We start from the raw sequence: 14033 nt of genomic DNA on the forward strand, positions 1-14033 counted from the left end.
AGCGTTGAAAAAGCTTGGTTTGAAGCGCATTTTCAATGCAGTCAGCTACTGCCCATATGAAAAGAGACTTTGTTGGCAGTTTTTGTGCACGCTTTCTGCGGGCACTGCCATGAATCTTGAAAAAATTATATAAATAAAACAGACAAACCCTTTGTCTTAATTTGCGAAGGGTCTGTCTACGTTCTGCTCTTCATTTCATATTACACTCGGCAAGTTACATACAACTCACCTTAAAACAACCCAGTAGGTTTTGTATCATAGCTAACTAAAAGGTTTTTAGTTTGTTGGTAGTGGTCTAACATCATTAAGTGGTTCTCTCTACCAATACCGGATTGTTTGTAACCACCAAATGCAGCGTGTGCTGGATATGTGTGGTAATTATTGACCCATACACGTCCTGCTTGTATACCTCTACCAATACGATAAGCAGTATTTTGACTACGCGTCCATATACCCGCGCCAAGACCATACATTGTATCGTTAGCCATTTCTAAGGCTTCTTCATTATCTTTAAATGTTGCTACAGACAGTACAGGACCAAAGATTTCTTCTTGGAAAATACGCATGTCTTGAGTTCCTTTGAAGATCGTAGGCTCAATATAAAAGCCATGTGCTAAATTATCATCTTCCGTACGGACGTTACCTCCGACTAGCACTTCTGCACCTTCATTTTTTCCAATATCTAAATATTTTTGAATTTTTTCTTGCTGTTCATTAGAAGTTTGTGCACCTACCATTGTTGTATCATCAAGTGGATTACCTAATTTAATTTTGTTCACTTTATCAATACATAATTTAATAAAATCTTCGTAAATATCTTCATGCACTAAGGCACGTGAAGGACATGTACATACTTCCCCTTGGTTAAGTGCAAACATGACTAACCCTTCTACAGCTTTATCTAAAAAGTCATCATCTTCATCCATAATATCTTTAAAGAAGACGTTAGGTGATTTACCACCTAACTCCAAAGTCACAGGAATAATATTATCACTAGCGTTTTTCATAATGATTTTTCCTGTTGTTGTTTCACCTGTAAAGGCAACTTTATTAATACCTGTATGTGTGGCTAATGCCTCACCCGCTTCAGCACCAAAACCATTAACGATATTTAATAATCCGGCAGGCAATAAATCTTCAATTAATTCAACAAAATGTAATACAGATACAGGTGTTTGTTCTGCCGGTTTTAATACAACAGCATTACCTGTAACTAAAGCTGGCGCAATTTTCCAAGTGGCCATAAGTATAGGGAAGTTCCATGGAATAATTTGACCTACAACACCAAGTGGCTCTTTGTAATGATATGCGACTGTATCATTATCAATTTGTGAAATGCCACCTTCTTCGGCACGTATCACTCCAGCAAAATATCTAAAATGATCTACCACTAATGGTAAATCTGCCGTTAATGTTTCACGTACAGGTTTTCCATTATCGAAGGTTTCAATCACTGCTAAGTATTCTAAATTTTGTTCGACACGATCAGCTATATCTAATAACAATTGAGAGCGTTCAGCGGGAGATTTTTTGCCCCACTCAACTTGCGCTTGTTGTGCAGCTTGAACCGCTAAATCTACATCTTCTTTAGTGGATTGTGGTACTTGTGAATAAACTTCACCTGTTATGGGAGAGAGATTATCAAAATAATTTCCTTGTTGCGGTGCTTGCCATTGGCCGTTAATAAAATTTTCGTATTGCGTTTTTACCTTGTATTGTGCATTTGGTTCAGTTGGATTAGTATAAATCATTTAATTACCTCCTTTTAGTAGTTCCTTACCCGCAACTACTTACTTGTAAGCGCTTAAATTATAATCCCAAAAACTGTATGAATTGCTAAAACAGACTATATTCTAACATCATACAAAGTTTACCTAAACTTTAAAATAGTTTAATCATGTTAAACCATGCTACATTGCCGTGTGTTGATGCGGAAGATCCAGCATTGGTATAACCATATTGTTCATACAAGGTAACCAACTCTTTTTTACATGTCAAGGTCACACCTTGACGTTGTGTTGACCTGGCTAACTGCTCAAAATGTTGCAACAACATACCACCTAAACCTTGATGTTGATATTCTTGTGCTACAACTATGCCTAATATGCTGAGATACCCACCTGTTTCTGAATTAGGTTTAATATTATCAAATAAATCATCCGTTATATATTTTTGGTCGATAACGGGACCATTTATATAACCTGCAATAGTATTCGTTGTATCATCCACAGCAACTATAAAGCTATCTGTAATCAAAAAAGCACGTTCGCGTAATGCCTGTTCAGTCGCTGCTTCTTCTGGGGTAAACCCCGCTTGTTCTAATGGAATGATTTGCTCTAAATCTGTTTGCTGTACTTGTCTAAATTGTAACACTGCCATCCCTCACTATTATGCTCGTATTTAAATAGAGTGTAGGCAAATATTAGATAGCTGTCAAAATTCAAACTAATAAATATGCTATACCACTAACAATGATTGAGGTAATCAGCATAGCCATTAGCGGTTTAAAGGCACGCTGTCTTAAATCTGCCAAATTAACATTCAATCCTAATCCTACCATCGCTGCCGTTAATAACCATGTTGTCAGTGTAGACACACTGTTCATTACATTTGATGCTACTGGAATCATCGGACCTAGTACATAACTACCTATAATACTCATAATAATAAAACCTATTAAAAACCAAGGGAATGGTATTTTAGTAGTATCATTTTCAGTTGAACTCTGTTTGCGTTTCATTAAATACATAAAAATAAATGCTACGGGTACTAATAGAAACACTCGTCCCAATTTAGTAAGTAATCCTAAGGCCATCGCTTCATTACCTGCCGGTGCAGCAGCTACAGCTACATGTGCTAATTCATGTAAACTCATCCCACTCCACGTACCATATTGTACAGGTGTTAATGATAATACCGGCGCTAACATCGTATAACCGATTGCAAACACAGTACCGACTAGTGCGATCATACCTACACCAATCGCTGTATCCTCTTCTTTCGCTTTCACAATAGGTGCAATCGCTGCAATCGCCGCTGCACCACAAATACCAGTACCCACACCAACTAACAACGAAATCATTTTATCTGCTTTGAACAATTTAGCTAAGCTAAGCATAACTATTATTGCTAGTGCCACAATACAAGCATCTCGTAATAATAAACCTAGTCCTTCATTAAAAATAATCGTAATATTTAATTTTAGTCCGTACAATACAATTGCCACACGTAATAATACAAATGACGAAAACTTAATGCCTCGTTGAATCGCTCGAGGATAGCCAAATAATTGTCGAAATACCACTGCTATAATAATGGCACAAGCCATTTGACCAACACGATCAAACCCCGGCAGTAAAGCTAATACGTAGCCTATACCTGCAATAGCGAACGTAAACACTACACCTAACAACCAACTCAGCACTTTGTATTGTTTAAGTTGAAGTCCAAACATAAGTATTCCATCTCCTTTTCGTTTAGCATATAGCGCTCGCTTTTATAAGTAAAATTAATTATTATAATAATTACTATAAGTAATTTGATATGAATAATTGGAGGTATACAATATGGATCGCTATTTAAATGTCTTTATCAGTGTTGCAGAGCAACAAAGTTTCTCAAAGGCAGCAAAATTACATCACATGACACAGCCTGCAGTCAGCCAATACATACGTACATTAGAAGAGCGCATGAACACCAAATTATTAGATCGAAATAATAAACGTGTCCATCTCAATAAAGCTGGCGAAATTGTTTATCATTACAGTAAGGAAATTATGGGTATGTATGAACGCATGCATTATTTAGTTGATGATTTAAATCACACTGCTAATGGACCATTAAAAATTGGAGCAAGTTATACTTTCGGGGAATATATATTGCCCCATATCATTGCCAAAACTAAAGAACACTGTCCAGAAGTCCAACCTATCGTCACAATTGGCAACACTGAAGAAATAGCTGCACTAGTAGAAAATCATCAATTAGATATCGGAATTGTCGAAGGTCATTTTAAAAATCGCACGTTAATACCACATAAATTTGCCGAAGATGAAATGATTATCGTCGCTACACCAACGCATCCTTTGTTGCAAAAATCACACATCACGCATCATTTACTAGAAACACAAACTTGGATTGTAAGAGAGGAAGGATCTGGTACTAGAGAAGCATTGAATAACGTCTTCAAATTACTTGCTATTAGCCCTAATAATCTCATACACTTCAGTAGTACACAACCTATTAAAGCATCGGTGGAATCTGGGTTAGGTATTAGCTTTTTATCAAAATGGGCAGTCAAAAAAGAATTAGCTAGAGGGGAGCTTGTTGCTGTTGATATGAATTTCCTTCCTTACAAACGGACCTTTGCATACTTAACCCATTCACCGTTTCAAACGAAATCATTAGAGGTATTTATAGATATCCTGTGTCACCATCAGTTAGATTAAGCGTACGTAAGTCCATTCTAACTAAGATAAAACATATTATTGGTAAAAATAATATACTTGATATAAAATTTATACTAAATTGACTGTAGGAGGAATTTTATGACTGTTACTGGACATCACCACATTTCAATGTATACCAAAAATGCCAAAGCAAACAAAGACTTTTACACTAACGTACTAGGTTTAAGATTGGTAGAAAAATCTGTCAATCAAGATAACCCTAAAATGTATCATTTATTTTTCGGAGACGAAGTAGGTTCAGCTGGAACTTTATTAAGTTTTTTTGAAATACCTAATCTGGGTAAAAATCGTCCGGGTACTAATTCTATTCATCGCATAACTTTACTCGTACCAGACAGTACAGCCCTTACTTATTTTCAAAATCGTTTGGAAGCGCGCGGTGTTACTACTCAACCTCTTACTTATTTGAATCAAGATGCACTAGTGTTTCATGAGGTAGATGGCTTAGAGCTTGTTTTAATGGTTAACAACCAGCATGCCTTACCAACGTTTTGGCGTCACAACCCTTATAGCGATATCCCGAAAAAATATCAAATATTAGGCATGGGACCAGTAGAATTACGCGTTAAAAAAACGCAGCCGACTATGGAATTTTTAACTCAAACATTAGGATACTATCGACGAGATGATACTACAGAACTTGTCTACACACTTGATGATTCGGGCTACTATACAGATATCGTAGTCGTTTCACAACAAGGTGCTTCTGCAAGACCAGGGCAAGGATATGTGCATCACTTGGCTTTAAACACACCGACAGATGACGATTTAACAGCTATGCACAATAGTATCAACCAGCTACCTGGCAATAATTCAGGCATCGTTGATCGCTATTTCTTTAAATCGTTATATTACCGTCAAAATAAAATTTTATATGAATTTGCAACTGCTGAACCTGGTTTCACTGTAGATACTAGTGTTGAAAACTTGGGTAAAGAACTTAACTTACCAGATTTTTTAGAAGCGCAACGTGCAGATATAGAAGCTGCATTACACAAACTATAAATAAAGGAGCATAATAATTTGGCAGAATTAAACATGAACCAACACACACCGCTAGAATTCGGTTTATACTCATTAGGTGATCATTTGCTCAACCCACATAACGGAGAGAAAGTCAGTTACGAGCAACGCATTAACGAACTTATAGAAGCAAGTAAACTTGCTGATCAAGCAGGCATTGATGTCTTTGCAGTAGGCGAAAGTCACCAAGAACATTTCACTACTCAAGCACATTCTGTAGTATTAGGAGCTATTGCCCAAGCTACTGACAATATTAAAATTTCTAGTTCCTCAACAATTATTAGTGCGACAGATCCTGTACGTGTATTTGAAGATTTTGCTACATTAGATTTAATTTCGCATGGCCGTGCAGAAATAGTTGCTGGTCGTGCTTCACGAACAGGTATTTTTGAATTATTTGGGTATGATTTAAATGACTATGACGCTTTATACGAAGAAAAATTAAATCTCTTATTAGAACTTAATAAACACGACCGAATTACTTGGTCAGGACAATATCGACCTGACTTAAACAATGCGCGTATATATCCACGTCCAATAGACAATACTATACCTATTTGGCGAGCAGTTGGTGGTCAACCAGCTAGTGCAATTAAAGCAGGTCGTCAAGGTATTCCTATGATGATTACGACACTTGGAGGTCCAGCAATGACCTTCAAAGATTCTATAGACGAATATCGAAATGCTGCACAAGCTAATGGTTTTGATACCGATGCATCATGTTTACCAGTTTCTACTGCTAGCTTATTTTATACGGCACCGACAACACAAGATGCTTTGAAAGAATATTATCCACATCTAAATACAGGCATGGCATTTATTAGAGGAGCCGGATATCCTAAGGCACAGTTTGCCAATGCGCCTGATTATCGAGATGCGTTAATGGTAGGTAGCCCACAAGAAATTATCGAAAAGATCCTCTATCAACACGAACTATATAATCATCAACGTTTTATGGCACAAATTGATTTTGGTGGCGTCCCATTTGATAAAATCATGCAAAATATTGAATTAATTGGTAACGAAATTATTCCAGGCGTCAAAAAACATTTAAACAAGTAGGTGATAAAGGTGAATATAGTTTTACTTTCTGGCTCTAGTGTAGGATCAAAAACACGTACTGCCATGAATTATTTACAGCAACAATTAACAATGCTAACAGATGATAATATTGAGCTTATTGATTTACGTGATAAATCCATCGAGTTTAGTGATGGTAGAAATTATTTAGACTATAAAGACGACACATTAGCAGTCACAACTGCTTTAATGCAAGCAGATATTATTTTTATAGGCTTCCCTATTTTCCAAGCTTCGATTCCTGGAGCATTGAAAAATATTTTTGATTTATTACCTGTTAATGCTTTTAAAGATAAAGTAGTAGGTCTGTTAGCCACTGCTGGTTCATCAAAGCACTACCTTATCCCTGAATTACAATTAAAACCAATACTCGATTATATGAAAGCACATACGATGCAAACTTATGTTTTTATTGAAGAACGTGATTTCCAGCAGCAAACCATTGTCAATGATGACATTGTTTTCCGCTTAAATGCTTTAGCACAATCTACGTTACGCATGGCTAAAACGTATCAGCAAATTTTGCAAGATGAAGAATCACAATATGACTTTTAATACTGTAGATAAAAAGTAGGCTGAAACCTACTGACAATATGACAAAGAGGCTGGACGCAACAATAATGTCCAGCCTCTTTTGGTTGTATTATTTTAATATTGCTTCAAGCGTCGATTCACCTTAACAATAAGCAAAATACTAACTAACAATAGCAAACCACCTACTATATACTGAGTGACATTGGTATGTTGTCCTGTTTGTGGTAACGCGGTTTGCTTATCTATATTCTGGTACCCATTGTTATTACTTTTGCCAGACATCGATTGATGCTTACCGTCATCCAAAGTTGACTTAATTGGTGACATGGGTAATGACGGTCTCATACTTGATTCTGGCACTACTGTTGCAGGTTGGGATACAACTGGTCTTTGGTCGCTTTCTTTGTCGATCTGCTGTGATTGTGTATGCCTCGTATCAATTGCTTGTTGGCCTTGTTCTATTGGCATCGACTTCTCCATTATCGAGCTATGTACTTTATGTTTTTGCACATTTGTTGATTGATGAACTTCTTGAGGTTTTCCATTGGCGTCCATCCGTTCTGTTGATTGTTGAGGTACTTTAGATGCTTCTTTGTCAGATTCAACTGATTGTTGGTTGTTCATTTTAAGTTGTTTCGTTTTTGAGGATGTTCCTTCTTTGGTCATTGATTCTGTAACTAGTTGTGGTGTTTTTGATACATGCTTTCCTTGTTCAACTGCTGATTGCTGTACTTTACTTGATTGAGTAGGTTGTGAATTGTGCAAACTTTCGTCTGTCTGTACAGCTTCTGAAGTCTTTATCACAAAACGAATATCACGAAATTGCGATTTTTCATTTTTATCATCAATAATTCCAATAGAATTACCATATTCATCAATGGCGCTAACATGAGAGAATTTATAAGCTGCGGCTGTGCTATCAAGCGGAATTGTAAGTGCTATTGGCACAATCCAATGACCGTCTGGTTGCTGAGTCACTTTAGTCATATCAGCGAATTTACTTATACCTGCTGCTCCAATATCCGGATCATTGACAAAGCCTAACGATACTTCCGTCAACTTACTGACATCTTTAATCGTCACAGACGCTTGAATCGTATCACCAGGTTGATACACAGCCTTATCTGTAGTAATCGCCAAAATATTAGGAGCTTCTTTGTCTAGTGTAGATTGAGTAGCAGTATCTACTACATTTTGGACTTTAAATGCTAAACCAGAAACATCTATATTTGTTGGATTTAATTGTGGTGCTATAGTGTCACCGTTACCTTCAGAATCATCCACAACGAGTGCTGAAAATTCAAATGAAGTATCCCCTATTTTATCTGGAATTGCTATTTCAATTTCAGCAGTCCATATATCATTAGCTTGTTGAGTAATATGCGTGGCACTTTCAGCTAATGAAGTCACACCTACGCGCGTTGTATTATTAAAAGCCACTGTTACATCTGTTAATGCATGTACCGATTTGATTTGTACACGTACTTTCACTTTTTCTCCAGGAGCATAACTACGCTTATCTATACTCACAGACTGTACTTTTGGTCCTTCTGCTTGTGTCTGTGTATCTATTGCTCGTGTCACTGCTTCTGGATAAGTGGTCTCTTGACTATGCGCTGGGGCATAAGTTGAAGTGGAAATAAGACTAGATGTAACGATGCCCAGCAGCGTCACACTTATTTTAGGTAATAATTTTCTTTGTTGTTGTATCATGATGTCCTCCAAAATTGTATTTCTTACTTACTTTTTTATAGTATATCGAAATTCAGAAGTAGTCAATTTAATATTTATTTCATACAATAAGACCCACCAAGTACCAACTTGGCGGGTCTTATTAATTTATTTTTCATTTAATTCTAATGCTTGTGCAGTTGCTTTACGTGTTTCGTGTAATAGTTTTGTATCTTCAATTAATGATTGACCATAAGATGGAATCATTTCTTTAAGTTTTGGCTCCCATGCTTGTTTAAATTGTGGGAAGTTCTTTTCAATGACTTCTAAAGCCACTGATACTGAAGTAGATGCTCCTGGTGATTCGCCTAGTAAAGCGATAACTGTATGATCTTCTGAATTCACTACCTCTGTTCCGAATTGGATAAAGCCACGACCGTGTTCTTTTGTATCTTTAATCACTTGAACACGTTTACCTGCAATGTGTAAATCCCAATCTTCGTCTTTAGCATCTGGAATAAAGCGACGCAATTCTTTCATACGGTCTTCTTTACCCATTAAGACTTGTTGTACAGAATATTTTACTAATGGGAAGTTTTTCGTTGCTGCAGATAACATCGTTACCACGTTGCTAGGGTTGATTGATTTAAATAAATCTAAATTAGAACCATTTTTTAAGAACTTAGGTCCAATAGCTGCAAATGGTCCGAATAATAAACTTTTCTTACCATCAATATAACGTCTATCTAGATGTGGTACAGTCATAGGTGGTGTGCCAGGTGGCTCTTTCCCATAAACTTTGGCGTCATGTTCATTAACAATGTTTGGATTACTACATACTAGGAATGCACCACTGATTGGGAATCCTCCTAAATGCTTACTTTCAGGAATATTTGTTTTTTGTAACATTGGTATGGCATTACCACCAGCACCGATAAAGATATAGTCTGCAACATGAACATCGACCTGATTATTTTGTAAGTTACGTACTTTCACTTCCCATTTTTTATCATCACGTTGTTTAAAATCAACGACTTCATGACGATAATATACATCAGCGTTGTCATGTCCTTCTATATTCTTAGCCATTTTACGTGTTAACTCACCAAAATTCACATCTGTACCTTCATTAATTTTACTAGCTGCAAATGGTGTATTGCTTGAACGACCTTCCATCATTAATGGGATCCATTGTTTTAATACTTCTTTATCCTCAGAGTATTCGATATCTTCGAACATTGGCAATTTAGCTAATTTTTCATAACGACGTTTTAAGAAGTTTACATTTTTAGTTCCTAATACGAAACTTATATGTGGTAATGGACGAATGAAATCTTTCGGATTTTGGATAGCGTTACTTTTAATTAAGTATGACCAAAATTGCTTTGAAACTTCAAACTGTTCATTAATTTCTTTCGCTTTTTCAACATCGATTGAGCCATCTTTTTGTTCCACTGTATAATTCAATTCGCATAATGCCGCGTGTCCTGTTCCTGCATTGTTCGTCTCATTTGAACTCTCAATTGCGGGTTGATCTAAACGTTCAAATAGCTTTATGTTCCAATTTGGTTCGACATCTTTCAAAAATGAACCAAATGTTGTGCTTAATACTCCTGCGCCAATTAATATGACACTTTTATTTTCAGTATTATCCATTAGGAACCACCTTTCCCATATTAGTTAATTTATAGTGTGTGCATCAGTCTTGCTCACTATCATTAGAATTATCTACCCTATAGTCCACACTGACAAAAGAGCATTTTGTACAAATATTATTTGTAAGCATTGTCAATTGTGATTTTAAACTAGGATTGTGAAAAAGTAAATTTCGTAGTTATTTAACTTATGTGCTTAAACAACTTAATAGCATATGTTTAAACATCAATTTTTAACTAAACTACTATCTACAGTTAATTACTTTTACACACATCTGATGACTTGATGTATTTTTATTATATCTCATTTTAACGCTAATTTTCAATACAATTTCTAACATTTAGAAATTTTAACTCAATTCTAACGTTTTTTAACTTTTACACTACATAACATTATGTTATATTTCATGTAAGGGCTTACATTTGAAGGGGGTATGTCTTCTAATGAATACAAGTGATGCTGTTGTATGAAAGTAATAACATTAAATGAATTACACACAATAATTAAAAATGATGATGTCATCGCACTCGCTGCCTTGTCGGTTGCCAATCTACCAGCGGAATTATTAAAACACATGACGAAACAACATGATGATACGGGAAAATTAACTGGTCTTACATTTATGTTAGCTAATGATATTAGTAATTATGCGGATGGGATAGATTTAGACGCTTTGGTAGAGCGAGGAATGATTAAAAGACTCATCATGAGTATTATCACTGCATCACCTGCAACTGTTAATGCTATTAAGCACGATGCGCTTGAAGCGTATTTTATACCTCAAGGTGTAATGACTACGCACTATCGTAGTGCAACATCTGCTTCACCCGGTATGATTACGAAGATTGGCTTAAACACTACTGCCGATCCACGTTATCAAGGTGGTAAAGCAAATGACCGTACTACTGAAGATTTGGTAGACTTGATAGAAATTAACAAAGAGCAATATTTACACTATAAATTTCCAAATATTGATGTAGCCCTACTACGAGGAACGTATGCAGATGAAAAAGGCAATATTTATATGCACCACGAAACACATTTAGGAGAAGGTTTCAGTGTGGCAGCAGCTGCACACAATAACAACGGTACTGTCATTGTACAAGTAAAGGCTATCGTCGCAAACGGTAGTTTTAATCCAAATGAAGTGTTTATTCCAAGTGAATTAGTAGATTACGTTGTTGTCAACAAAGACCCTAAATATCATAAACAAGTTATGCAAAAGTATTATGACCCTGCTTTAGCTGGCCATTATCGTATCGCTTCAATGGCTCAACCACAACTAGACCTCACAGATAAAAAATTAATTTTAAGACGCGCAGCACAATTTTTAACTCAGGACGACGTAGTTAGCGTTGGTTTTGGTATTAATAATGATTTGTCACAATTACTTATAGAAGAAAAAGTGACGGAAGCTGTGCAACTAAATATCGATACTGGTACTTATGGTGGTTTACTAGGCAGTGGTATGCAATACGGTATGAATTATAATTTAGATGCCAAAATGAGACATGATATGACTTGGGATTTCATTTATAACGGAGGTATTGATATAGCCTTTTTAAGTTTTGGCGAAGTCGATGCTGATGGTAATGTAAATGTTTCACTTCTTGGTGATAAGATGAATGGTTGTGGTGGCTTCATTGATATTAGCCAAACCGTTAAAACCATTATATTTTCAGGTAAATTAGTTGTTGGGGGTCAACTAAATATTCAAGACGACCATATCACTATCGCACAAGAAGGTACACCTTCTAAATTCGTTGATACCGTTCAACATATCGACTTTAATGCAAATTATGCACGCAGCTTAGGACAAACCGTTTACTACGTGACAGAACGTGCTGTCTTTCAATTAGTTGAAGATGGTATTGAATTAATTGAAATTGCTCCAGGCGTCGATTTGCAACACGACGTTTTAGATAAATTATCATTCCAACCATTGATTGCTGACAAACTACACACTATTGATTCAAACATCTATCGTCAACATTGGGGAATGCTGTATAAGTCACTTTAGCACTGGGAGTTATTTACACTTAGGGGGTATTTAAAATGAATTATGATTGGATAAAAACAAGATCAGATTTTGATGAAGAGAAACCCGCAATTATAGACCCAGCAAAAGGCACACAATGGACATACCAACAGCTAAATATTCGCGCTGATAATTTAGCACATCACCTACGTGAACAAGGTATTAAGCAAGGTGATGTAGTTGGTATCTTCGCACCCAATGATGTCGCAATATTAGATGTATTATTTGCTTCATTCAAACTAGGAGCCATTTATTACCCTATCAACTGGCGTTTAAGTCCAGAAGAAATTGAAACTGTGGTTAATGATTCAGGCGTTAAGTTAATTTTTTATTCAACAAAACACCTATCTAGTTTAACTCAAATACCAGAGGACTTAATCTATTTAGATATTGATACACCCGCCTATGATGAGATTGTAAATCCAGAAGTACATCACCCATTCACTGCAGTGTCAGTAGAACATGATGACATAGCATCCTTGTTGTATACAAGTGGTACTACAGGTACTCCTAAAGGGGTCATGTTCACATATGAATCTTTTGTCAACAATGGTATTAATTTAAATTTAACTTACAACACGGTGCCTGATGATGTCGCTATTGTTTCACTACCAATGTTCCATGTATTTGGTTTTAATGATTTAACAATTCCTATGTTAATGAATGGTTCCACAATAGTGTTACAACGTTACTTTAATGGCGAAGGATTGAACGACCTTATGGCAAAATTCAAACCTAATTATGTGATGTTGATTCCAACTATGTACTATGGCATGTTAATAGCTGACAATTTCAATCCAGCAAACTTTGAAAACGCACGCTATTTAATTCAAGGTGGCTCTGCCCCACTACCCGCTGTTCAAAAGAAATTCGCCAGTATGAATCTCTTTTTAATCAATGGATATGGATTAACTGAAGCGCCACTAACTACTGTCAACACACCAGATAACGCTATCAATAAGCCAATGAGTATCGGTAAACCAGTGATGTTTACAGAAGTTCGTGTGTTAGATGACACATATCAAGATGTAACACCTGGAGAAATTGGTGAATTGGCTATTCGTAGTAAAAATGTAACACCTGGTTATTGGAATAAACCTGAAGAAACTGCTAAGTCATTTCATAAAGATTTCTTCTTAACGGGAGATTTAGCTCGTTTAGATGAAGACGGTGATATTTATATTGTCGATCGTAAAAAAGAAATGATTATTACAGGTGGCGAAAATGTGTTACCTTCAGAGGTCGAACGCGTACTATCTGAGCACCCTATCATTGAACAATGTGTTGTCGTCGGTTATGACAGCCCGAAATTTGGAGAGTCTGTTGCCGCTGCAATAATTTTAAAAGAAGACACAGCGAATTATGAACAAGAATTAGATAGCTATGCACGCGAACACTTAGCTGGTTATAAAATCCCTAGAATGTATCTTAAAATTACTCATATGCCTTTAAATGCAACATCTAAACCAGACAAACTATCACTACAAAAATTAATGAATGACAGAGCACAACAAGAAGATGAACTTGCGTAAACTAGTTTCAAAATTAAACTGCTTATTATT

The 14033-nt window shown here is 36.1% G+C and carries 11 protein-coding genes; 6 read left to right on the top strand and 5 right to left on the bottom strand.

The features are described from left to right. Positions 1-230 precede the first annotated feature (230 nt). The 3 genes from exaC to JVU85_RS06235 all read right to left on the bottom strand — a co-directional run bounded on the left by exaC (position 231) and on the right by JVU85_RS06235 (position 3454). Positions 231-1751, bottom strand: coding sequence for an acetaldehyde dehydrogenase ExaC (exaC, locus tag JVU85_RS06225; protein WP_002509581.1), 1521 nt, complete (start codon positions 1749-1751; stop codon positions 231-233). 130 nt (positions 1752-1881) lie between these two features. Further along, positions 1882-2379: a GNAT family N-acetyltransferase gene (locus JVU85_RS06230; protein WP_204172168.1), complete on the bottom strand. Its 498-nt coding sequence runs from the start codon at positions 2377-2379 to the stop codon at positions 1882-1884. 61 nt (positions 2380-2440) lie between these two features. Beyond that, on the bottom strand, positions 2441-3454 hold the full coding sequence (locus JVU85_RS06235; RefSeq protein WP_002509579.1) for a YeiH family protein: 1014 nt from the start codon (positions 3452-3454) through the stop codon (positions 2441-2443). Between the two features lie 112 nt (positions 3455-3566). Here JVU85_RS06235 and JVU85_RS06240 point away from each other — a divergent pair, with 112 nt between their 5' ends. The 4 genes from JVU85_RS06240 to JVU85_RS06255 all read left to right on the top strand — a co-directional run bounded on the left by JVU85_RS06240 (position 3567) and on the right by JVU85_RS06255 (position 7127). Beyond that, on the top strand, positions 3567-4448 hold the full coding sequence (locus tag JVU85_RS06240; RefSeq protein ID WP_002509578.1) for a LysR family transcriptional regulator: 882 nt from the start codon (positions 3567-3569) through the stop codon (positions 4446-4448). A 99-nt stretch (positions 4449-4547) separates the two neighbouring features. Then, entirely contained in the window at positions 4548-5474 is a 927-nt protein-coding gene (locus JVU85_RS06245; RefSeq protein WP_204172169.1) for a VOC family protein, read from the top strand. A gap of 18 nt (positions 5475-5492) precedes the next feature. Beyond that, positions 5493-6554 carry an LLM class flavin-dependent oxidoreductase gene (locus JVU85_RS06250; protein ID WP_204172170.1) on the top strand — a complete coding sequence of 354 codons (1062 nt, stop codon included), beginning with the start codon at positions 5493-5495 and terminating at the stop codon, positions 6552-6554. Between the two features lie 9 nt (positions 6555-6563). Continuing rightward, positions 6564-7127, top strand: a complete 564-nt coding sequence (locus tag JVU85_RS06255) for an NADPH-dependent FMN reductase (RefSeq protein ID WP_142019282.1) — start codon at positions 6564-6566, stop codon at positions 7125-7127. Positions 7128-7220: 93 nt separating this feature from the next. Here JVU85_RS06255 and JVU85_RS06260 read toward each other — a convergent pair whose 3' ends face one another. Next, the gene (locus JVU85_RS06260) at positions 7221-8819 is read right to left on the bottom strand and encodes an LPXTG cell wall anchor domain-containing protein (protein WP_002509889.1); all 1599 of its coding nucleotides are present in this window, start codon (positions 8817-8819) and stop codon (positions 7221-7223) included. Between the two features lie 126 nt (positions 8820-8945). After that, positions 8946-10433, bottom strand: a complete 1488-nt coding sequence (gene mqo, locus JVU85_RS06265) for a malate dehydrogenase (quinone) (RefSeq protein ID WP_002509890.1) — start codon at positions 10431-10433, stop codon at positions 8946-8948. Positions 10434-10899: 466 nt separating this feature from the next. On the opposite strand from mqo, the gene fadX reads away from it, so the two are divergent. Beyond that, entirely contained in the window at positions 10900-12453 is a 1554-nt protein-coding gene (gene fadX, locus JVU85_RS06270; protein ID WP_204172171.1) for a fatty acid degradation protein FadX, read from the top strand. Positions 12454-12488: 35 nt separating this feature from the next. Continuing rightward, positions 12489-14003, top strand: coding sequence for a long-chain-fatty-acid--CoA ligase FadD (gene fadD, locus JVU85_RS06275; protein ID WP_142019280.1), 1515 nt, complete (start codon positions 12489-12491; stop codon positions 14001-14003). Positions 14004-14033 lie beyond the last annotated feature (30 nt).

The organism is Staphylococcus sp. GDY8P72P (assembly GCF_016890655.1).
Classification (GTDB): domain Bacteria; phylum Bacillota; class Bacilli; order Staphylococcales; family Staphylococcaceae; genus Staphylococcus; species Staphylococcus arlettae.